General features: G+C 71.9%; 23 protein-coding genes. 19 read left to right on the top strand and 4 right to left on the bottom strand.

The features are described 5' to 3' along the window. The first annotated feature begins 29 nt into the window (after window positions 1-29). Genes BLR46_RS15260 through BLR46_RS06330 form a run of 5 tightly spaced genes read left to right on the top strand, consistent with a single transcriptional unit; the run spans window position 30 to window position 5,620 of the window. The gene (locus BLR46_RS15260; protein WP_093250073.1) at window positions 30-1,064 is read left to right on the top strand and encodes an ABC transporter substrate-binding protein; all 1,035 of its coding nucleotides are present in this window, start codon (window positions 30-32) and stop codon (window positions 1,062-1,064) included. Further along, entirely contained in the window at window positions 1,061-1,828 is a 768-nt protein-coding gene (locus BLR46_RS15255) for an ABC transporter permease (protein ID WP_218118370.1), read from the top strand. The genes BLR46_RS15260 and BLR46_RS15255 overlap by 4 nt, the downstream gene beginning before the upstream one ends. Next, window positions 1,825-2,598 (top strand): ABC transporter ATP-binding protein, encoded by a 774-nt coding sequence (locus BLR46_RS06340; protein ID WP_093250071.1) that lies wholly within the window; start codon window positions 1,825-1,827, stop codon window positions 2,596-2,598. Before BLR46_RS15255 ends, BLR46_RS06340 begins: the two co-directional genes overlap by 4 nt. Continuing rightward, complete coding sequence (locus tag BLR46_RS06335; protein ID WP_093250069.1) at window positions 2,595-3,584, top strand: glycosyltransferase family 2 protein; 990 nt, start codon at window positions 2,595-2,597, stop codon at window positions 3,582-3,584. Before BLR46_RS06340 ends, BLR46_RS06335 begins: the two co-directional genes overlap by 4 nt. Before the next feature lie 14 nt (window positions 3,585-3,598). Further along, window positions 3,599-5,620, top strand: a complete 2,022-nt coding sequence (locus BLR46_RS06330; RefSeq protein WP_176761687.1) for a prolyl oligopeptidase family serine peptidase — start codon at window positions 3,599-3,601, stop codon at window positions 5,618-5,620. Here the strand turns inward: BLR46_RS06330 and BLR46_RS06325 are convergent. Beyond that, window positions 5,613-6,257, bottom strand: a complete 645-nt coding sequence (locus BLR46_RS06325) for a TIGR03089 family protein (RefSeq protein ID WP_093250065.1) — start codon at window positions 6,255-6,257, stop codon at window positions 5,613-5,615. The genes BLR46_RS06330 and BLR46_RS06325 overlap by 8 nt on opposite strands. A gap of 44 nt (window positions 6,258-6,301) precedes the next feature. Between BLR46_RS06325 and BLR46_RS06320 the strand changes: the two genes are divergently transcribed. The 5 genes from BLR46_RS06320 to BLR46_RS06300 all read left to right on the top strand — a co-directional run bounded on the left by BLR46_RS06320 (window position 6,302) and on the right by BLR46_RS06300 (window position 12,600). Further along, complete coding sequence (locus tag BLR46_RS06320) at window positions 6,302-7,375, top strand: mannose-1-phosphate guanylyltransferase (protein WP_093250064.1); 1,074 nt, start codon at window positions 6,302-6,304, stop codon at window positions 7,373-7,375. Continuing rightward, complete coding sequence (locus BLR46_RS06315; RefSeq protein ID WP_093250063.1) at window positions 7,372-8,022, top strand: hypothetical protein; 651 nt, start codon at window positions 7,372-7,374, stop codon at window positions 8,020-8,022. The genes BLR46_RS06320 and BLR46_RS06315 overlap by 4 nt, the downstream gene beginning before the upstream one ends. Window positions 8,023-8,153: 131 nt before the next feature. Next, the gene (locus BLR46_RS06310; RefSeq protein WP_093250062.1) at window positions 8,154-8,405 is read left to right on the top strand and encodes a WhiB family transcriptional regulator; all 252 of its coding nucleotides are present in this window, start codon (window positions 8,154-8,156) and stop codon (window positions 8,403-8,405) included. An 11-nt stretch (window positions 8,406-8,416) separates the two neighbouring features. Continuing rightward, window positions 8,417-11,392 (top strand): glycosyltransferase, encoded by a 2,976-nt coding sequence (locus tag BLR46_RS06305; protein ID WP_093250059.1) that lies wholly within the window; start codon window positions 8,417-8,419, stop codon window positions 11,390-11,392. Then, window positions 11,392-12,600, top strand: a complete 1,209-nt coding sequence (locus BLR46_RS06300) for a DUF5719 family protein (protein ID WP_093250056.1) — start codon at window positions 11,392-11,394, stop codon at window positions 12,598-12,600. The genes BLR46_RS06305 and BLR46_RS06300 overlap by 1 nt, the downstream gene beginning before the upstream one ends. 9 nt (window positions 12,601-12,609) lie before the next feature. Here the strand turns inward: BLR46_RS06300 and BLR46_RS06295 are convergent, their stop codons facing one another. After that, window positions 12,610-13,029, bottom strand: coding sequence for a metallopeptidase family protein (locus tag BLR46_RS06295; protein WP_093250053.1), 420 nt, complete (start codon window positions 13,027-13,029; stop codon window positions 12,610-12,612). 37 nt (window positions 13,030-13,066) lie between these two features. Here BLR46_RS06295 and BLR46_RS06290 point away from each other — a divergent pair, with 37 nt between their 5' ends. The 9 genes from BLR46_RS06290 to BLR46_RS06255 all read left to right on the top strand — a co-directional run bounded on the left by BLR46_RS06290 (window position 13,067) and on the right by BLR46_RS06255 (window position 19,460). Next, entirely contained in the window at window positions 13,067-13,444 is a 378-nt protein-coding gene (locus tag BLR46_RS06290) for a DUF3499 domain-containing protein (RefSeq protein ID WP_093250051.1), read from the top strand. Window positions 13,445-13,462: 18 nt separating this feature from the next. Further along, complete coding sequence (locus BLR46_RS06285) at window positions 13,463-14,812, top strand: phosphohexomutase domain-containing protein (RefSeq protein WP_093250048.1); 1,350 nt, start codon at window positions 13,463-13,465, stop codon at window positions 14,810-14,812. Window positions 14,813-14,817: 5 nt separating this feature from the next. Continuing rightward, window positions 14,818-15,006: a Trm112 family protein gene (locus BLR46_RS06280; RefSeq protein ID WP_093250046.1), complete on the top strand. Its 189-nt coding sequence runs from the start codon at window positions 14,818-14,820 to the stop codon at window positions 15,004-15,006. Next, window positions 15,003-16,019: an SIS domain-containing protein gene (locus BLR46_RS06275; protein WP_093250043.1), complete on the top strand. Its 1,017-nt coding sequence runs from the start codon at window positions 15,003-15,005 to the stop codon at window positions 16,017-16,019. The genes BLR46_RS06280 and BLR46_RS06275 overlap by 4 nt, the downstream gene beginning before the upstream one ends. Next, complete coding sequence (locus BLR46_RS06270) at window positions 16,016-16,450, top strand: type II 3-dehydroquinate dehydratase (protein ID WP_093250041.1); 435 nt, start codon at window positions 16,016-16,018, stop codon at window positions 16,448-16,450. Before BLR46_RS06275 ends, BLR46_RS06270 begins: the two co-directional genes overlap by 4 nt. Window positions 16,451-16,461: 11 nt before the next feature. Continuing rightward, a complete protein-coding gene (gene ahcY / locus BLR46_RS06265; protein WP_218118369.1) occupies window positions 16,462-17,877 on the top strand; it encodes an adenosylhomocysteinase in 1,416 nt (471 codons plus the stop codon). A gap of 317 nt (window positions 17,878-18,194) precedes the next feature. Then, window positions 18,195-18,485 carry a hypothetical protein gene (locus BLR46_RS14855; RefSeq protein ID WP_143008232.1) on the top strand — a complete coding sequence of 97 codons (291 nt, stop codon included), beginning with the start codon at window positions 18,195-18,197 and terminating at the stop codon, window positions 18,483-18,485. Further along, window positions 18,482-18,970: a hypothetical protein gene (locus tag BLR46_RS14850; protein WP_143008231.1), complete on the top strand. Its 489-nt coding sequence runs from the start codon at window positions 18,482-18,484 to the stop codon at window positions 18,968-18,970. The genes BLR46_RS14855 and BLR46_RS14850 overlap by 4 nt, the downstream gene beginning before the upstream one ends. Continuing rightward, a complete protein-coding gene (locus BLR46_RS06255; protein WP_093250035.1) occupies window positions 18,909-19,460 on the top strand; it encodes an integrase core domain-containing protein in 552 nt (183 codons plus the stop codon). The genes BLR46_RS14850 and BLR46_RS06255 overlap by 62 nt, the downstream gene beginning before the upstream one ends. A gap of 113 nt (window positions 19,461-19,573) precedes the next feature. Here the strand turns inward: BLR46_RS06255 and BLR46_RS06250 are convergent, their stop codons facing one another. Both BLR46_RS06250 and BLR46_RS06245 read right to left on the bottom strand, forming a co-directional pair. Continuing rightward, the gene (locus BLR46_RS06250) at window positions 19,574-19,816 is read right to left on the bottom strand and encodes a DUF3039 domain-containing protein (RefSeq protein ID WP_176761686.1); all 243 of its coding nucleotides are present in this window, start codon (window positions 19,814-19,816) and stop codon (window positions 19,574-19,576) included. A gap of 21 nt (window positions 19,817-19,837) precedes the next feature. Then, entirely contained in the window at window positions 19,838-20,944 is a 1,107-nt protein-coding gene (locus BLR46_RS06245; RefSeq protein WP_093250033.1) for a serine/threonine-protein kinase, read from the bottom strand. Window positions 20,945-20,977 lie beyond the last annotated feature (33 nt).

Genomic DNA, 20,977 nt, shown 5'->3' with positions numbered 1-20,977 from the left:
TGTTCAGCACCACGAAAGGGGCACGTCACATGCGACGTCCATCCATCGCCGCCCTCACGGCAGCACTCCTCCTGACAGGCTGCACCTCGGCGGCCGCACCCCAACCGACCCCCGAGTCCGGACGCGCGGAGCCGACGCGGGTCACCTTCGCCCTCGACTGGGCCCCGAACACCAACCACACGGGCGTGTACGTGGCGCAGGAACTCGGCTACTTCGAGGAGGCCGGTCTCGACGTCGAGATCCTGCCCTACGCCTCCACCCCGGTCCCCGAGCTCGTCTCCGGCGGGGCGGCCGACTTCGGCATCGGGGGCCAGGGCGGCGTCCAGCTCGGCCGCACCGCGGGCTTGGACATCGTCTCGGTGTACCGGGTCACGCAGTCGGAGGTCGGCGAACTCGTCGTGCTGGCCGACCGCGACGACATCGACAGCCCCGCGGACCTCGAGGGCAAGATCTTCGGGGGCTTCGGCTCCCCGCTCTACCGAGCCATGGTGCGCACGATGATCGAGCACGACGGCGGGCGCGGCGACTTCACGGAGGTCGTCCTCGACACGGGCGCCTACGAGGCACTCTCCTCCGGGACGGTGGACTTCACACTGTCGGTGTCGACGTGGGAGAGCATCCAGGCGGAGATCGAGGGGCGGCCGTACAAGTCATTCCAGTACCAGGACCACGGCATGCCCGACGTGCAGGCCGTCGGCATCATCTCGTCCGACGCCTACCTCACCGCCGAGCCCGAGGTGGCGCGGAAGTTCGTGGCCGCGGTCCAGCGCGGCTACCAGTACGCCGCGGACCACCCGAGGGAGGCCGCGACGCTACTCGTCGACGCGAACCCCGACACGCTGGGCGGCGCCGAGGAACTGGTCACCAAGAGCCTCGAGACGCTCGCGAAGGACGGGCTCTTCGTCGCCGACGGGGTGGTCACCGGCTCGGCCGACCCCGAGCGCTGGGAGGAATACGGGGCGTTCCTCGTCGAGAACGGCATCCTCGTCGACGAGTCGGGCAACACGGTGACGCAGGCGCCGGACTGGGCCGACTACTACACCGACGAGTTCCTCGACCGGTGACGCGTCGGCTGCGGGCGCACTGGCCCCCGGTCGCCGCGGCGGTCCTGCTGCTGGGCGCGTGGCACGCGGTGGCGGTCTCCGGGATGCTGCCGGCGACCGTCCTGCCCACCCCCGTCAGGGTCGTGGAGCAGGTGTGGCTGCAGCGGGAAGCGCTGCTCGGACACGCGCTGCCGACGCTCACCGCCACCGTGCTGGGGTTCGCGTTGTCGGTGGCGAGCGCGGTGGTGATCGCGACGGCGCTCGACTTCTCGGCGCTGCTGCGCCGGGCGGTGCTCCCGCTGCTCGTCGTCAGCCAGACGCTGCCGATGATCGCGCTGGCGCCGCTGGTGGTGCTCTGGTTCGGGTTCTACCTGCTGCCGAAGGTGCTGCTCGTGGCCTTCCTCACCTTCTTCCCGATGACCATCAGCCTCCTGCGGGGCTTCGCCGCGGCCGATCCCGACATGCAGGCACTGCTGCGGTCCATGGGGGCCGGCCGGTGGGGGGTCTTCCGCCACGTCCGTGCGCCGAGCGCGGCGCCGTACTTCTTCTCGGGACTGCGGGTCTCCATCACGTACGCGGTCGTCGGGGCGATCTTCGCGGAGTACGCGGGCGCGGTGGCGGGGCTGGGCGTCTACATGCAGTCGGCGAAGAACGTGTTCCGCACGGATCTCGTCCTCGCCGCGGTCCTGGTGAGTTCCATCGTGACGCTGCTGCTCTACGCGCTCGTCGTGGCGCTCGAGCACCTTCTGCTGCCGTGGCTGCGCGTCGAGCGGGGCCTGCCGTGAGCGCGCTGTCCGTGCGGGGCCTGGGCAAGCGCTTCGGCGAGACCACGGTGCTCGACGGCGTCTCGTTCTCGGTCGAGCCGGGACGGGTGACCAGCGTCATCGGGCCGAGCGGCAGCGGCAAGTCGACGCTGCTGCGGATCCTCACCGGCGAACTGGACCCGGACGCGGGCTCGTTCGAGGTCGACGGCGCGCCGGTCCGGAACGCACAGCGTCCCTTCGCCTTCATGCCGCAGCGCGACGCCCTGCTGCCCTGGCGGCGGGTGCTCGACAACGCCGCCCTCGGCCTCGAGATGGCGGGCGTCCCGCGCAGGCAGGCGCGACGGCGGGCCTCGGAACTCTTCGACACGTTCGGCATCGGAGGGACCGAACGGCTCTGGCCGCGGCAGCTCTCCGGCGGCATGCGGCAGCGCGTCGCACTGCTGCGCACCGTCGTGCAGGAGCGGACGATGCTGCTGCTCGACGAGCCGTTCGGCGCACTGGACGCCATCACGCGCGAACAACTCCAGCGCTGGCTGCTCGGCATCTGGGAACGGCACCGGTGGAGCATGCTTCTCATCACGCACGACATCCGCGAGGCCGTGCGCCTCTCCGACGAGGTGCTGGTCCTCTCCGCCAAGCCGGCCCGGATCATCGGCCGCGTGCGGGTGGACCGGGCCATCCCGCGGGGCGACGGCTTCGTGCTCGACCCGGAGGCACGGAGGCTGGAGCACGAACTGCTCAAGCTGCTGGCCCGGGCCGCGCCCGGGCCCGGAGCGACGATGATGGGATGACGGCTAGGCTCTCTCCCATGAGCGTGAGCGTCGTGATGCCGGTGCGCAATGAAGAGCAGCACCTGGAGGCAGCCGTCGCACGGGTGCTCTCCCAGGACTACGACGGCGAGCTGGAAGTGATCCTCGCGGTCGGCCCCTCGGAGGACGCCACGCTCGCGATCGCGCAGCGGCTGGCGGACGCCGACGCCAGGGTGCGGGTGGTCGACAACCCCTCCGGATACACGCCGTCAGGCCTCAACCGGGCCATCGAGGCCGCCCGCCACGACGTGATCGTCCGGGTCGACGGCCACGGGGAGCTGAGCCCCGGCTACATCCGGCGGGCCGTCGAACTGCTGGAGCGGACGGGGGCGGCCAACGTCGGGGGCGTCATGGACGCCGTCGGGCGGACCCCCTTCGAGCGGGCGGTCGCGGCGGCCTACAACTCGCCCTACGGGCTGGGCGGCGGCGGCTTCCACCACAGGGACACCCCCGAGGGCCCGGCTGACACGGTGTTCCTCGGCGTCTTCCGGCGCGAAGTACTGGAGGAGGTCGGGGGGTACGACGAGGGCATGCACCGCGCCCAGGACTGGGAGCTCAACTACCGGCTCCGCAGCGCCGGCCACGTCGTCTACTTCTCGCCGGACCTGCACGTGACCTACCGCCCGCGCTCGACGTTCCGGGCGCTGGCGAGCCAGTTCTACCTCACCGGGCGTTGGCGCCGGGAGGTGGTCCGCCGTTACCCGGAGACCGCGTCGTTGCGCTACCTCGCCCCGCCCATCGCGGTGGCGGGCGGGTTCGGCGGGCTCGGCGCCGGGCTCGTCGGCCTCGCGCTGCGCCACCGACTGCTGGGGCTGCTGCTCTTCGTGCCGCTCGTGTACGTCGTGTTCAACCTCTACGCCTCGACGAAGATCCCCACCGACGCCGCCGCCAGGCTCAGGTTGCCGTTCGTGCTGGCCGTGATGCACACCTGCTGGGGCCTCGGATTCCTCCGCGGCGCCCCCGAATGACCCGAAAGGCGCCCATGTATCCCCACGTGCGACGGGACGAGTCCGTGTCCGAAACCTTCGGCGGACGAGAGATCGCCGACCCCTACCGCTGGCTGGAGGACGCCGACAGCGACGAGACGAAGGCGTTCGTCGAGGCGCAGAACGCGGTCTCGCGCCCCATCCTGGACCGGCTGCCGGCGCGGGCCAGGTTCGTCGAGTCGCTGGATGCCCTCCTCTCGGCGCCGACGCGGTCCGTCCCGTTCGAGCGGGGCGGCCAGGTGTTCGCCTGGCACAACGACGGGCAGAACCAGCCCCGCCTCGTCAGGGCGTCGAGCTGGGAGGCGCTCGAGGAGGCGGAGACGATCCTCGACCCCAACACGCTCTCCGGCGACGGCACCCGTGCGGTGTCGGTGGCCAGCGTGAACGAGGACGCGACACTGCTCGCCTACGCCATCGCCGACGGTGGCTCCGACTGGCGCACCATCCGCGTGCTGGACCTCACGACGCTCGAGGACCTGGGCGTCGAGATCGAGTGGACGAAGTGGAACGCGCCGGTCTGGCTGCCGGGCGCGCGCGGCTTCACCTACTGGGCCTACCCCGCGCCGTCGGGCAACGCGCTCACCGATGAGATGCCGGCCGGCACCCTGCACGCCTACGACGTCGGCGCCCGCGCCTCCCGCGTGGTCTGGGAGCCGCCGATGGACCGCATGTTCGGTTACCACGGTCCCGCCGACGACGACTGGTTCCTGCTCACCACCCGCATCGGCGGCGAGAAGGGCAACGACGTCCACGCGCGTCGCCACGACGAGGCCGAGCTGCGCTGCATCGTCGAGGGGGGCGAGCAGGAATGGCACCCGATCGGCATCCGTGACGGGGAGGCGATCCTCCTCACCGACGACGCCGCGCCACGCTACCGGCTGGTCGCCGTCGATCTCACGACAGGTGACCGCCGCGAACTCGTCGCCGAGCACGGCGAGGACGTGCTCGAGAGCGCCAGGCTCACGGCCACCGGCCTCGTCGGCGTCTACCTCCACGACGCGCAGTCCCGCGTCCAGCTCTTCGGGGCCGACGGGGCACCCGGCGACGAGCTGCCCATCGGCGACGGGGTCTCCGTCACCGGGCTGGCGGCCCGTGACACGTCGAACAAGATCTTCCTGGGCACCCAGAGCTTCGTGGACCCGGGCACGAGGTTCGCCGGCGAGGTCGACGGCGGCCGGTTGGTGCGCTTCGACAAGATCCCGCGCCCCGTCGGCGTGGTCGAGGCTGAGGCCACCACCCGGCGCCTGCGCATCCCGTCGACCGACGGGGTGGAGGTACCCGCGTTCGTCGTCACGCGCGGCGAGCCGCAGGGGCCCCGCCCGACCCTGGTGTGGGGCTACGGCGGCTTCAACATCCCCGTCACACCGGCGTTCCGCGCGATCTTCGCGGCCTGGGTCGCGGCCGGCGGCAGGCTCGTGGTGCCGAACCTGCGCGGCGGCGGCGAGTTCGGGGCCAACTGGCACGAGGCCGGTACCAAGCAGAACAAGCAGCAGGTGTTCGACGACCTGTACGCCGTGGCCGAGCGGCTCATCGACGACGGCCTCACCACCCCCGAGCAGCTGGCGCTGCACGGCCGCTCCAACGGCGGGCTCCTCGCCGGCGCCGCCCTCACGCAGCGCCCGGAGCTGTGGTCCGCCGTGCTCCCCGGCGTCGGCGTGCTGGACATGCTGCGGTTCCACAAGTTCACCATCGGCTGGGCCTGGACCCGCGACTACGGCGATCCCGACGAGGACGGCGTGGCCGAATACCTGCTGAAGTACTCGCCGCTGCACAACGTGCGGCCGGTCACCTACCCGCCCACGCTGCTCACCACGGGCGACCACGACGACCGCGTCGTCCCGGCCCACTCGTACAAGTTCGCGGCCGCGCTGCAGGCAGAGGGGATGGGCGGCCCGTTCCTGCTCGCGGTGGACACGCGGGCGGGCCACGGCGCCGGCAAGCCGCGCGACGCGCAGGTGGAGGAGTTCGCGGACCAGCTGGCGTTCGCCGCGCACCACACGGGGCTGAGGGTCAGCTGACCCTCTCCGAGGCGGAGATCCGTCCGACCTCGCCGTCGTCGAGCCCGGCGACGATCACGCTCGACCCGCCGCCCAGTACGGGTGCCACCAGCGCTTCGGCGAGGAAGTCCCACCCTGCGACGGGGTCCCGGAAGAGCCGCCGGTCCCGCCTGGGTGCGACGCGGTCGCGCTCGGCATTGGTGACGCCCGGCCACGCCGCGCCCTCACCGTCGGGAGCGCCCGGGAGCGCGGCGTCGGGCTGGGCGAGCACCTCCGCGTAGTCCGTGGCGTCCGCCGGCGGCTGCGGGAACCCCCGGCCGAGCGGGTGCAGCGAACAGGCGACGGTCACCCGGCCGCGGCGCGGATCGTCGGGTCCGACCACCGCGAACGCCGCCGCATCGGCCACCCCGGGCCGCACCTCCGCGCCGGCGAACCAGGCGGCCGCCGCCCACACGAGGCTCACCCAGTGGCCGGGGGCGGTCTCCGCGAGCCCGAGCGACAGGGGCTCGTCGGCGTCGCCGCCGAGGTCGTCGAACAGGTTCGCCGTCTTCATCACCCAGTTCGCGAAGGTGGTCCCGGACAACTCGATGCGGGAGTCGGCGTCGTAGTAGGTGATCAGGGGAGCGGCGCCAAGGCGCGACACGGCGTCGTGAAACATGCCAGACATCGTAGTGGGCGCTCGCCGACCGCTACCGTGCTGGCATGCGTTATGTCGTCATCATGGCGGGGGGATCCGGGACGAGGCTCTGGCCCCTGTCGCGGCAGGGCCGCCCCAAGCAGCTGCTCGAGCTCTTCGAGGGGAAGTCGCTGCTGCGGCTGGCCTTCGAGCGGCTCGAGGGCCTCGTCGACGTGGACCGCATCCTCGTCTGCACCGGGCGGGCCTACGCCGACGACGTCCGCGCGCAGCTGCCCGAACTTCCGCCGGGGAACCTGCTCGGGGAGCCCGAGGGCCGCGACTCGCTGGGGGCCGTCGCGTGGTCCAGCGCGGCCCTGCAGGAGCGCGATCCCGATGCCGTCGTCGCGATGGTCACGGCGGACCAGGTGATCACCCCGGCCGAGGACTTCCGGGCCAGCCTGCGCATCGCGTTCGACGCGGCGGAACAGGTCAGCAACTCGCTCGTGACACTCGGCGTCGTGCCCACCTCGCCCCACACCGGCTACGGCTACCTGCACCGGGCCGAGGAGGTCCTGCCCGGGGTCTTCCGGGTGTCCGAGTTCAAGGAGAAGCCGAGCGCAGACGTCGCCCGCGGCTACGTGGACAGCGGCGAGTACTGGTGGAACGCCGGCATGTTCGTCTGGCGTGCCGCCACCCTGCTGGCACAGCTGGACCGCCTCCGCCCCGAGTACGCCGCGACGGTGCGCGAGATCGCCCGCCACCCGGAGCGGCTCGACGGACTCTTCCCGACTCTGGAGCGGATCTCCGTCGACTACGCCGTGATGGAGCCCGCATCGACCGGCGACACCGGTGCCGTGGTGCTGACGGTGCCGCTCACCGTGGCGTGGAGCGACGTCGGCGGCTACCTCAGCTACGCCGAACTGCTGCCCTCCGACGACCGCGGCAACACCCGCAGCGGCAACACCGTGAGCCTGGACTCGTCGGCTTGTATCGTCCTCAACATGATCGGGCCGGACCACGTCGTCGCCACCCTCGGGTTGGAAGGCATGCTCGTGGTCGCCACGAAGCAAGCCACGCTCGTCGCCCGCCTCGACGACGCCGAGCGCGTGAAGCAGCTCGTCGCGAAGGTCTCGGAGGAGTGCGGGGTCGAGCTGGCATGAGGGATCGGGAGGCCGGCCACACCAGCAACGCCCTGTCGCTGCTGGCGCTGGCGCTGGTCGTCGTGGGGCTGCTCGAGGCGATCGGTATCGGCCTGCTCGTCTCGCGGCACGGCGTCCCGGCGATGCGCGACGAGATCACCTCGCCCACCGCCCTCTGGACGCTCTGGTTGGCGGTCGTACTCACCGTCCTGAGCGACGCCATGCGGCCCGGCGTGCGCTACGCGGTCGCCGTCGCGGCGCTCGTGGCCGGCAGCTTCCGTGCCGGCCTCGAGGTCGTCGCCCGGAGCGCCGAGCTGGCAGGCGACGACGCGTCACTGGTGGCGCTGCGGACGATGCCGCAGCTGCTCGGGCCTCTGATCCTCGCGCTGTGGGCGCTCGTCGACGCGCTGCGCCGCAGGGACGCCCGGCGGGCGGTCGAGGCCCGACCGCCCATCCCGGCCCCGCGCCTGCTGCCGCCACTCGGACGCCCGGGTTCCTCTCCCGGCACCCCCACGGTCCGACGGCCGGCCCCTGCGCAGAGCGCGGCGGGAACCGCGGTTCTGCCGGGACAGAGCTGGACCAGCGTCGGCTCCCCGTGGCCCCGGGCGGTCGAGGAGGACCCGGATGGTACGCTCGTCCGTCCGCCCCGACGACGCGCGGCGAACTGATTCCAGGTCAACGCTTCGTAACGCTTCGGCGTGTCGCGTTGCGGATCCGAGGAAAAACGCCGAACCGCTTGACAGTGTTCGAATAACACGTGTGTAATTCATGGGTAAAGGAGGGGCCCGTGAACGAAGAAATGATGTTGCTGCTCGACAGCGACGAGGACGGTGCCTTCGCCTGGCAGGCGGAGGCGCTCTGCGCTCAGACCGACCCCGAAGCGTTCTTCCCCGAGAAGGGCGGGTCCACCCGTGATGCCAAGCGTGTGTGCCAAAGCTGCCCGGTCCGCACGCAGTGCCTGGAGTACGCTCTAGCCAATGACGAGCGCTTCGGCATCTGGGGCGGCCTTTCCGAGAGGGAGCGGCGAAAGCTGAAGCGCGCAGCCGGCTGACTGGAGGACGCGTGAGCGAACCCGACGAGGGGCACCGCTTCAAGGACCTGTGGGCCTGGGCCGACGAGGAGGGTGAGGAGCAACACGTCCCGCCCGTCGACCCCGCGTTCGTCACTGCGGTGATGGTCGTCCGCGACGCCGGCGGCTGGCTCGACCAGCAGCTGGCCGCGCTCGACGACCTGGACCCGCGCCCCGCCCGGATCGTCGCCGTCGACGCCGGCTCGGAGGACGACTCGCCGCGGATCCTCGCCGAGGCGCTCGCGTCAGGGAGCATCGACGAACTCGTCACCGTCGGCCGCGACACCACCTTCGCAGAGTCCGTGCTGGCCGGCTCCGGGGACTCGACGCCGCCCTGGCTCTGGATCCTCCACGACGACTCCGCCCCCGAACCGGACGCGCTGGGCCACCTCCTCGCCGCCGCACCAAGCGCCGACGTGCTGTTCCCGAAGCTCCTCGCCCCGCGCCGGCGCAACTACCCCGACGTCATCGCCGAGGCCGGCCAGTCGATCTCGCGCACCGGGCAGCGGGTCGGTGCGGCCGAGGAGGGCGAGATCGACCAGCACCAGATCGAACCGAGCGCCATCCTCGGCGGCTCCACCGCGGGCATGCTGGTGCGCGGCGATGCCTGGCGCGAGCTCGGCGGACTGGCGCCCGAACTGCCCGGCAGCCGCGACGGCGTCGACTTCGGCTGGCGTGCCAACGTCGCCGGCTGGCGCGTGGTCACCACCCCGCTGGCCGCGCTGGTGCACCGCAGCTCGGGGCGCACGCAGGAACGTCCCTCGCGGGTCCATCCGCACTACGACGACCGGCTGGCGGCCCTCCGCGTGGTCGGCGCCCGGGGGACCGGCGGTGCCCGCCTCGCGCTGAGCAGCTGGGCGAGGGCGCTCGGCTTCCTCCTCGCGAAGTCCCCGGCCTACGCCGCCGCCGAGCTGAGGGCCCACCGTCGCTATGCCGCCACGCCCGAGGCCACGCGCGCCCTCGCGGCCCGCATCCCGGAGGGCGACGCCAGCTACGCCGAGGACCTGCTGCCCGAACGGTTCTGGGCCGTCCGCAACGCCCTGGACCGGATCGGCAGCGGCATCATGGACCGCTACCGCGACTTCACCGAGCCGGACACCACCCTCGACGACCTCACCTCCGACGAGTTCAGCGCGCACAGCAGCACCCAGCGGCGCCTCGTCTCGCCCGGCGCGCTGCTGGCGACGGTGTTCCTCGTCGTCGGTATCGCCGCCGCCTGGCGGCTGTGGGGCGCGGGGACGCTCGTCGGCGGGGGGCTGCTGCCCGCCCCCGATGGGGTGACCGCCGCTTGGGAGGCCTACGGTGCCGACGGCGCCCCTTGGTTGGGCATCGCCGCGGTGCTCGGCACCGCCGCGCTCGGCCAACCGCTCATCGTGAGCTACGCGCTGGTGCTGCTCGGACCACTCCTGGCCGCCCTCGCGGCCCACTCGCTGCTCCGCTCGGTGGGGGTCGCGCCCTGGCCGAGTTCGATCGCGGCCGCGGCATGGGCGTCGTCGGTGCTCGTGCTCGGTCTGCCGGCTGCCGGAGACGTGAGCGGGCTGGTGCTCGCGATGGCCGGTCCGTTGCTCGTCAAGGCGTGCCTTGCGGTCGCCACCGACGACTCCATCGGTGCCGAGAGCCTGCGGGCCCCCGCCCGCGCCGCCTTCTGGCTGTTCGTCGTCGCCGCGTTCTGGCCCTTCGCGCTCCTGCTGGCCACCGCCGGTGCGGCCGCGGTCGTGGTGTGGCAGCGGGCGCGGTTTGCGCAGTGGGCCGTCCCTGTCGTCGCCGTGTGGCTGCTCTTCGCGCCCTGGTTGCCCGAGCTGTTCCGGAACCCCGGTCGCTGGCTGACGGGTGCCGACCCGCTGGCGTGGCCCGACCTCCCCCCGTCGGGGTACGCGCTCCTCGTGGGGCGGATCGTGGAGTCCGGGATCCCCGTGTGGCTGAGCGTCAGCTTCACCGTCGGGCTCGCGCTTGCGGCAGCCTGGTCGCTGACACGCGTTCCGTCTCCGGCCGCCCGTTGGGCCGTGGCCGGCGTCATCGCCGTCGGGCTCGTGGCCGGCGCCGGGGCGTCCCGGCTCGCCGTCACCGTCGACGGCGACCAGACGCGCGCCCTCGTCACCGCGTGGGCCCTCGTCGTGGTCGGGGGAATGATCGCGGCGGTCGTCCTGGCGCACCCCGCCGACGGCCGCGCGCGGCGTGATCCCGCGCTCCTGGCGGTCGCGGCGGTCGCCGCGGTCGCGGCCGGGGCTTGGCCGTTCGTCGGCCTGCAGGGACCCGTCCGGACCGACCCCGCCAACCTGCCCGGATACGTCTACGACGTCGTGGGCTCGCCCCGCGCCAGCCGCGCCCTGCTGATCGCAAAGGCCGACGGCCGCCTCGAGTGGAACATCGTCGACCGGGAACGCCCGCGCTGGGGATCGGGCGAACGGGCGCCGGCGGGCGAGTTCGGCACCGACTTCGAGGGCCTCGTGCAGGCATTCTCCGGCGGCAACGTCCCCGAGGACCTGGCCGAGCGGCTGCGCACCCTGGCGGTGTCGCACGTCTGGCTGGACGGCTTCGGCGACGACGAGATCCTCGCCATCGGCAATGCCGCCGGCCTGACCCACTCGGCCGCGAGCGAGACCGCCGAGGTGTTCACCGTCGTGGGCCTCGTGAGCCGGGCCAACGTCGTCGACGGCGGGACCGCGACCCCGGTCGCCGACGGCATCGTCCCCGAGGGGGTCGACGACCGCGTCCTGACGGTCAGCGCACCCCGGGACGCCGAACTCGAGGTCAGGGTCGGCGGCACGGAACTCGCGCCGGCAGCGGAGGCGGGTGAGCTCCCGACCTACGCGCTGGGGGAGGCGCACGGGGTCCTCGAGTTCGGCGAACCTCGGGAGGCGTTCGCCGGCTGGTGGACCGCGGTGCTCCTGGCCGCGCTCGCGCTGCTGGCCGCCCCGACGATGGCGACGGGCTCCGGCGCGCGCCGCGGCGACGAGGAGGTGGCGTGATGCACCGGTTCCTGCCGCTCGGCACGGTGGCTACGGCCGCCGTCGTGGCCCTGGCCATCTCCTTCACACCCGCGCAGCCGATCGAGCGCTACACCAGCGTCACGCCCCCACGCGACGTCCTCCTGGCCTGCCAGCCCGTGGGAGCGGGGACGCTCCTCGCCGACGGGGACGGGGAACTGACCGTCGACGGGGCCGAACAGCGCGGCGCGCCGTTCTCGCTGCCGGGCACCGACAGGCTCACGACCCTCCGGGGCATCGCGCCGTCCGGGGGAGTGCTCACCGACGACCGCACCTGGGCGCCGTGCCAGCGCCCCGCGACGAGCGGCTTCCTCGCCCTGCCCGCCGCCGCCGACGCCGAGGTGCGCATCACGAATCCCGACAACACCGACGCCTCCATCGACCTCACGCTGCTCGGCCCCGACGGGGAGGTGACCGGCCTGGGGGCGCGCGGGATCGTGCTGTCGCCCGGCGAGAGCCGACCCGTCGCCGTCTCCGTCATCGCCGGCGACGTGCAGGGACCCCTCGGGGTGGCCTGGCAGGCGAGCCGGGGACGCGCCGTCGTCGCGGGGATCACCACCGGCGGCGTGACCCACGTCGCCCCGTCCGGGGCCGCCGACATGTCGCACGTGCTCCCTGGCGTGGCCAAGGGCTCCCGGCCGTCGCTGGTGCTGGTCAACCCGGGCGTCGACCGCGCCACCGTCTCGGTGCGCTTCCACTCGCCCACCAACACGATCATCCCGGAGGGCGGCCAGGAGATCTCGGTGCCGCCCCGCTCCGCCGCGAGCGTCGACCTGTCCGCGGGTACCGCAGGGGACCCCGGCGCCTTCACCGTCCAGTCCGACCTGCCCGTCGCCGCCGCACTGTACTCCGGTGCGGGGGAGCGGCGCGGAGTCGCCGTCGCCGCCGTCCCCGACGTGGAGCTCACCGGCGCGGTGCCGGGGGGAGCGACGGTGCAGCTCACCAACGTGGGGGAGGGCCCGGCGGACGCCACCGTGCGGCTGGGCGGGAGCCCGCAGTCGCTGCGCATCGAGCCGGGGACGACCGCGACGCTCCCGGCGGGCGACGGCGAGCCGGTCCACGTCGAGGTCGGCTCGAACCAGCCCCTGGTGGGGGCGGCGGTGCTGGGGGAGGCGATCGTCGCGCTCGCGCCGGGGTCGGTGGCCGAGCCGCAGCCGGTCGAGGCGGAACTCGTCCCGTCGCTGCGGTGAGGCGGTGACTCAGTCCCAGTCCTCGTCGCCGCCCAGGTCGGCGATGCTGCGGCCGGTGAGGGTGGACAACTGCTCAACGAGGGTGCGGTGGACGAGCCGCTTCAACTGCGCGGGCGAGCTGGCCCGGTGCTCGATCGGGCGCTCGTACAGCACGATCTGCGCGGGCTGGGTCCTCGTCGCCTCCAGCGCGGCGGACAGCGGCACCCGGTCGCCCGACCAGCGGGTGGTGAGGTGGGGGACGTCCTCGATGCCCACCACGATGTCCTCGAGGGCTTCGGCGTCGTTGGCGAGCACCTCGGCGATCGCGTCGGTGAGGCACTCGTTGAAGTAGGCGACGCGGGAGGTGCGGTGGTGCAGCGTCACCGGGGACCCGGGAGCCGCGAGGGGGCCCCTGAGCCCGCGGTCATGGCGGTCTCTCCTGCGTGGCATGTAACAACTCTATCGCCGCAACCGTTACTCTCACCTCGTGCGTCGTTGTACCCGAACCGCCTGTCTCGCTCCCGCCGTGGCGACGTTGACCTACGTCTACGCCGACTCCACCGCGGTGCTCGGTCCCCTCGCCCTCACCGCGGAGCCGGGCACCTATGACCTGTGCATCAAGCACGCGGAGTCCACGTCGGTGCCCCGCGGGTGGGAGGTCATCCGCCTCCCGCACTCGGAGCAGGCGCGCCGCACGGACGACGAGGACGACGACCTGATGGCGCTCGCCAACGCGGTGCGGCAGATCGGTCTGCGCGAGGACGACCCCATGCCCGAGCAGTTCGCGGCGGCACACGCCGCTCCCGCGGCGCCGGCGGCTCCGACCGGGGCCGGCCGACCCCAACTCCGGGTGGTTCGCGACTGAGGGCACTAGGCTTGGCCGGTGCTCAATGACGTCATCTTCAAGGCCAACGACATCCGCGGTGTCATCCTCGGTGCGGATCCCGAGTGGGACCTCGACGGTGCGCGGGCGCTCGGCGCCGCCTTCGTCGAACTGACCGGCGCCGGCGAGTTCGTCCTCGGCCGCGACATGCGGCTGATGGGCGAGGAACTGTCGAAGGCCTTCGCCGAGGGCGCCCGCATCGCCGGCGCGGACGTCGTCGACGTGGGCCTCACCAGCACCGACCAGCTCTGGTTCGCGTCCGGCCACACCCACCTGCCGGGCGTGCAGTTCACGGCCAGCCACAACCCGTCGCGCTACAACGGCATCAAGTTCTGCCTCGCCGACGCGAAGCCCGTGCCCGCCGACTTCATGGAGCGCCTGCGGGACCTGGCCCCGACGGTGGACCTCACCCGCCCCGTCACGGGCACCCTCCGCCGGCTCGACACCCTCGCCGACTACGCGGCGAGGCTCGCCTCGCTCGTGCCGGTCTCCGGCGAGCGGCAGCTGAAGGTCGTCGTCGATGCGGGCAACGGCATGGCCGGCCACACGGTCGACGCTGTGCTCGGCGCCAGGAACCTCGACATCGTCGGACTCTTCCTCGAGCTCGACGGCACGTTCCCGAACCATCCCGCGAACCCGCTGGAGCCGGAGAACCTCGTCGACGCCAGGCGGGCGGTCCTGGAGCACGGCGCCGACCTCGGGCTGGTGTTCGACGGCGACGCCGACCGCTGCTTCATCATCGACGAGCGCGGCGAGGTGGTGGACCCGTCGGTGATCACCGCGATGATCGCGACGGCGGAACTCGCCCGCGAGCCCGGCGCGACGATCGTGATCAACACGATCACGTCCCAGTGCGTCGCGGAGGCGGTCGAGGGGAAGGGACGGCTCGTGCGCTCGCGGGTCGGCCACACCTACGTCAAGGCCCTCATGGCGCAGGAGCACGGCATCTTCGGCGGCGAGCACTCCGCCCACTACTACTTCCGCGACTTCTGGTCGGCCGACACGGGCATGCTCGCGGCGCTGCACGTACTGGAGCAGGTCCGCGCCGGCGGCGCGCTGTCCATCCTCGCGTCGGCCCACGACGGCTACTTCCGCTCCGGCGAGCTGAACTCCACCGTCGAGGACGCGGCCCGCGTCCAGGACGACGTGGAGCGCGCGTTCGCCGGGCGGGGCACCAGCGACAGGATCGACGGGCTCACCGTCCGGGACGCGGAGGCCGGCTGGTGGGTGAACCTGCGCCCCTCCAACACGGAGCCACTGCTGCGGCTGAACGTCGAGGCACGCGAAGAGAAAACGATGGCTGCTCTGCGCGACGAGGTCCTCGGGATCGTACGCCGGGAGATACACTGACGCACATGGCTGACGTGATGGAACTTTCGACCGAGCTGCTCGCGATCATCGCGTGCCCCGCCTGCCACGGGAAGTTCGCGGTCGACTACGACGCGAACGAACTCGTCTGCACGAACCAGTCCTGCGGGTTGGCGTACCCGGTGCGCAACAACATCCCGGTCCTGCTGATCGACCAAGCACGCTCGACGCTGTGAACGAGTTCCTCGACACCCGGCTCGAGGCCCCGGAGCTCACGGGGCACGAGGGACTGCGCCGGCTGGCCTCCACGGGGGCCCGCATCCGCCGCACTGCCACCGAGGAGACCCTCGGCGAATTGCGCCGGGTCGATCGGCCCCGCGGCGTCCTGATCATCGGTCCCGAGGCACGCCTCGTCCGGGCGGTCCTCGAGCCCGTCTGCCCCATCCCCTTCATGGCCTGGCCGGGACCAGGCCTGCCCGCGTGGGTGGGTCCGCTCGACCTCGTCGTCGTCATCGGCGACAAGCGCCCGATCTCGTGGCTGGTCGAGGCCGGCGCCGAGGCCGCCCGCCGCGGCGCCACGCTGATCGTCGCGGCCCCGCCCCACTCGGAGCTGGCCCAAGTCACCACGACGTCGGAGACCGTGCTGCTGGCCACCAACGACTTCGACTCCACCGCCTCCGCCGTGGCCGTGCTCGCGCTGCTCGGGCAGATGGGCCTCGGCCCCGCGGTCAGCATCGAGTCCGTCGCCGACGCGGCCGACCTCGTCGCCGAGGAGTGCTCGCCGCACCGCGCCATCGGCAGCAACCCCGGCAAGGACCTCGCGCTGCAGCTCGCCGACCGGCTCCCGCTGATCTGGGGCGGCAGCGTGCTCGCCAACCGCGCCTCCCGTCGCCTCGGCGAGGCCGTGCGACGCGTGAGCGGCACCCCGGCGCTGGCCGCCGACGCGAGCGAGGTGCTCGCCGTCCTTCGGGGCGTCCCGCCGCGCGACCCCTTCGCCGACCCCGGCGACGACGCGCGCCTGATCGACCCCGTCGTGGTGCTCCTCGACGCAGACAAGGCACCCCCGCACCAGGCCCACATCGCGGACGAGCTCGAGCGCGTCGCCGACGCCGTCGGCGTCCGGGTGGCGCGCATCAGCTCTGGCGACCCCGACCTGTCCAGCAGTGACGTCGAGCGCTACATCACGCTCCTCATCCACGGCCTCTACGGGGCGGAGTACCTGTCCATCGGGCTCGGGGGCGAGGAATGAAGGTATACGTACTGAACGGGCCGAACCTCGGCCGCCTCGGGACGCGGCAGCCGGAGGTCTACGGCGCCACGACGTACGCGGAGCTCGCGGAGCACCTCGTCGAGACGGGACGCGGCCTCGGGTTCGACGTCCACGTCCGGCAGACGGAGCACGAGGGCGAGATGATCGAGTGGCTCCACGAGGCCGCCGACGCCAAGGCGCCCGTCGTCCTGAACGCGGGCGCCTGGACGCACTACTCGTACGCGATCGCCGACGCGGCCGCCCTCGTCCCGCTCTACGTCGAGGTCCACATCTCCAACGTCCACGGCCGCGAGGAGTACCGGCAGCGCAGCGTCCTGAGCGCCAAGGCGTCGGGCATCATCATCGGCTGCGGCGTCGGCGGCTACGACCTCGCGCTCGCCCACATCGCGTCCTTGGGGCTCGACGCGTAAGCTTGTCCCTCGTGGACTTCTCTGTAGCTGACATCAACCTCGCCGAATTCGGGCGCAAGGAAATCACGCTCGCCGAGCACGAGATGCCGGGCCTCATGGCCATGCGCGAGCGCTATTCCGAATCCAAGCCGCTCAAGGGCGCCCGCATCGCGGGGTCGCTGCACATGACCGTGCAGACCGCCGTCCTGATCGAGACCCTCACGGCGCTGGGCGCCGAGGTCCGCTGGGCGAGCTGCAACATCTTCTCGACCCAGGACCATGCCGCGGCGGCCGTCGCCGTCGGGAGCGGCACCCCGGAGGCGCCGGCCGGGGTTCCGGTCTTCGCGTGGAAGGGCGAGACCCTCGAGGAGTACTGGTGGGCTGCGTCGCAGATCTTCGCTTGGCCCGACGGCAAGCTCCCCAACATGATCCTCGACGACGGCGGCGACGCGACCCTGCTGCTCCACGAGGGCGTCAAGGCGCAGGCGGCCGGTGGCGTCCGTGAGGCGACCGACCAGGACTCGGCGGAGTTCCGGCTCGTGCTCGAGACGCTGCGCAAGTCGGACCTCGACTGGCGGGCCATCGCCGACTCCATCCAGGGAGTCACCGAGGAGACGACGACCGGCGTCCTGCGCCTGTACGAGATGCAGCGCGACGGGACCCTCCTGTTCCCGGCGATCAACGTCAACGACTCCGTCACCAAGTCGAAGTTCGACAACAAGTACGGCTGCCGCCACTCGCTGATCGACGGCATCAACCGCGCCACCGACGTGCTGATCGGCGGCAAGGTGGCGGTCGTCTGCGGCTACGGCGACGTCGGCAAGGGCTGCGCGGAGTCGCTCCGGGGGCAGGGGGCGCGCGTCATCGTCACCGAGATCGACCCGATCTGCGCGCTGCAGGCCGCGATGGACGGGTTCCAGGTGGCCCGGCTCGAGTCGGTGGTGGAGACCGCCGACATCTTCGTCACCGCCACCGGCAACCGCGACATCATCACCGCCGACGACATGGCCCGCATGAAGCACCAGGCCATCGTCGGCAACATCGGCCACTTCGACAACGAGATCGACATGGCCGGCCTCGAGGCGCGCGACGACGTCGAGAAGATCGAGATCAAGCCGCAGGTCCACGAGTGGCGCTTCGCCGACGGGCACTCCGTGCTCGTGCTCAGCGAGGGCCGGCTGCTCAACCTCGGCAACGCCACCGGCCACCCGTCGTTCGTGATGAGCAACTCGTTCACCAACCAGGTCCTGGCCCAGATCGAGCTGTTCACCAAGCCCGAGCAGTACCCCGTCGGCGTCTACACGCTGCCGAAGCACCTCGACGAGGAGGTCGCCCGACTGCACCTCGCGGCGCTCGGCGTCGAACTGACCGAGCTCAGCGAGCAGCAGGCCGCCTACATCGGCGTCCCCGTCGGTGGTCCGTACAAGTCGGACGGCTACCGCTACTGACCCAGGGCGCCAGCGTTTCCTACGTGCACCAGCGTTCCTCCCAGTGCGTCAGCCTGTTGTGAGACAGCTGGGTGGGGGAAGGCAGGTCCGTCATGGATATGGAAGTCGTCTCGGAGGCGGTGCCGTTTCGTCCGTCGAAGCGGCATCACTTCACCGCAGCCCAGAAGTGGGCGTTGTTGTTGGAGTGGGACCAGTGTCTGGATCGGGGGGCGAAGACCGCGTTCTGCCGCCGGATCGGGGTCTGGACAGGGACCCCGTGGGAGTGGTCCCGGCAGCGGGCTGACGGAAGGCTCCGGGATCCGGCTACCGTCGAGTCCATGAGCGAGGAACCGAAGGGCTATACGCCGAGGTTGAACTTCGAGGAGCGGCAGGAGCTGGAGCGGCTGCGACGCGAGAAGCAGCGGCTGGAGCGCGAATTGGAGCAGTCGCAGGCTGCGGTCGAGATCTTGGGAAAAGCTGCCGCGCTCTTGGAGTCCTTGGCCAAGAGCGCGGAACAGCCACCCACGCCGGAACCGGAACCGAAGCCGGGCCGCCCGGCCTGGCTGCAGGGCCCGGATACCTCGCAGTTGCCGCCGATACCGCCCAGGCCCTCCAAGCCGCGGGAATGACCATGGTGCGGGCCTGCGGCCTGCTCGGGGTCGCGCGGTCGAGCGTGTATCGCCACCTCGCCGGCGGACGGGTCTCGACGTTGACCATCCCGCAGGCGGATCGGAACTATCCGAACCGGCTCACCGCAGCGGAACAAGCGGCGATCGTGGCCCGATTGAACCAGGAAGATGTGGCGGACCTGTCGATCCGGGAGGCGTATTACACGCTGCTCGACCAGGGCGAGTACCTGTGCTCGTTGGCGACGATGCACCGGGTGATGCGCCAGGCCGGGCAGTCCGGCGACCGGCGTCGCTGCAACACCAACGGCACCGCGTTGCCGCGGGTCAAGCCGGTCCTCGTCGCGGACGCGCCAAGGCAGGTGTGGTGCTGGGACATCACCGACCTCCCCGGGCCCTGGCCGGCAACGGTTCAAGCTGTTCACGATGCTCGACCTCTACTCCCGCCAGGTCGTCGGTCACCGCGCCGAACCCCACGAATCCCGTGAGCTCGCCGCCGAGTTCATCCAAGCCACGATCGACACCGAGGGCGCCCGGCCGCGGGTGATCCACGCCGACAACGGCGCCTCGATGCGCTCCGGCACCACCCGTGACCTGCTCGCCCGGCTGCACATCACCGCCTCCCACTCCCGACCGAGGGTGTCCAACGACAACCCCTACGTCGAGTCCTTGTTCAAGACCACGAAGTACGACCGGCGCTTTCCGGAGCGGTTCGATTCCCTCGATCACGCCCGCGCATGGGCCGCCGAGTTCTTCACCGACTACAACACCAGTCATCACCATGCAGGCCTTGCCGGGCACACCCCCGAGCGCGTCCACGACGGCTCCTGGCCCACCCATCACGAGCGCTGGCGCACCGTCAAGGACACCTACGCCCGGCGCCACCCCCACCGGCACCACCGGCCACCCGTGACCCACGAACCCCCAGACACCGTCTGGATCAACCCAACACACCACCAGCTGTCCCAAACAGCTTGATTTATTCCGTCCTACGCAGGTGCACGTGGGAAACGCTGGCGGCTCGGGCGCGGAGCGCGGAAGAGCCCAGGCGGACCTCACCGGTCCGGCCTGGGCTCTTCTCGTCGGTGCGACTACTTGTTGGGCTTCAGCGTCTCCCAGATCTCCTTGCACTCCGGGCAGACGGGGTACCTGTCCGGGTTGCGGGAGGGGATCCAGACCTTGCCGCACAGCGCGACGACGGGCGTGCCGTTGACCATCGCCGCGGTGAGCTTGTCCTTCGGGACGTAGTGCGAGAAGCGATCTTGGTCGCCGTCCTCGAACTGCTGCGTGCGTTCGTCGAGAACGGTCTGTGAGCCGGGTGCCATCTCAGTCATGCGGGCCATTCTACGTCCAGTTCAGGTGGTCAACAGGTAGACCGTGAGCCACAGCACCAGCCCGCCGAGCGCCAGCGCGCTGAGCACGATCCACAGCCAGAACCAGACCGAGTGCGACTCGGTGGTCTTCGCCGGCTGGTACTTGCCACGGCCGAGGTACCCGTCGAGCACGCTCACCGGCGTCTCCGTGCGCGGCGCGAGGCTGGCGGGGGAGGAACCGGACAGGAGCGCGGTGGGCGCGAGGGGGACCACCGGCACCGTGCCCGACGAGCCGGCCGCGGTCGCGGTGCGGGGGCGGGGCGCGTACTGGTCGCCGCCGGGCAGCCTGGCGGCGAAGTCGTCGAACGCCGACGCGAGGACCGCCGCCGTCTGCGGGCGGCGGTTCGGGTCCGGCGACAGCACCGAGGCGAAGAAGCGGTCCAGCGACTCCGGGGCGCCGAGGCGGTCCGCGATCGGCACCGGTCCGATCGCCGGGTTGCGGTTGAGCAGGTCGGCGAGCGTCTTGATGGGGAACGGCGGGTGGCCCGTGAGGAGGGCGTAGGCGACGGCACCCATGGAGTAGAGGTCGGAACGCTGGTCGAGCTGCGAGGAGTTCGCCTGCTCGAGGGCCATGTAGGCGGGCGTCCCGGCGGTCATCGTGTCGCGGTACTCGTCGAGGAGCGACTTCGCGACGCCGAGGTCGGCGAGCATCACCCGTACGCCGCCCGGGGTGTTGTTGAGGAGGATGTTACCGGGCGTGACGTCGCGGTGGACGAGCTGGTTGCGGTGCAGGACCTCGAGGGCCCGCGTCGCCTCGGCGCAGAGCCGCAGCGCCAGCCCGGGGGCGACGGGTCGCTTGCGCAGCTGCTCGAGGGACCCCCCGTTGGCGAGGTCCATGACGAAGTAGGGCTGGCCGCGGTCCGTGGTGCCGATGTCGTAGACGCCGACTATCCGCTCGTCGGTGAGCCGCCGCAGCAGGCGCGCCTCGGCGAGGAAGCGGGCCCGGACGTCGTCGTTCGCGGCCCAGTTGTCCGCCAGCACCTTCACCGCCACGGGTACGTCGAGCGTGTCGTCGTGGCCCTGGTAGACGGTGGCGAAGGAGCCCGAGCCGATGCGTCCGGTGATCCGGTAGCGGCCCAACATCTCCATAGCGCCCCATTATCGAAGTCCGGCGGCGTGGAC

Source organism: Tessaracoccus oleiagri (genome assembly GCF_900103275.1).
Classification (GTDB): domain Bacteria; phylum Actinomycetota; class Actinomycetes; order Propionibacteriales; family Propionibacteriaceae; genus Arachnia; species Arachnia oleiagri.
This window is presented reverse-complemented; position numbering and strand designations above follow the sequence as displayed.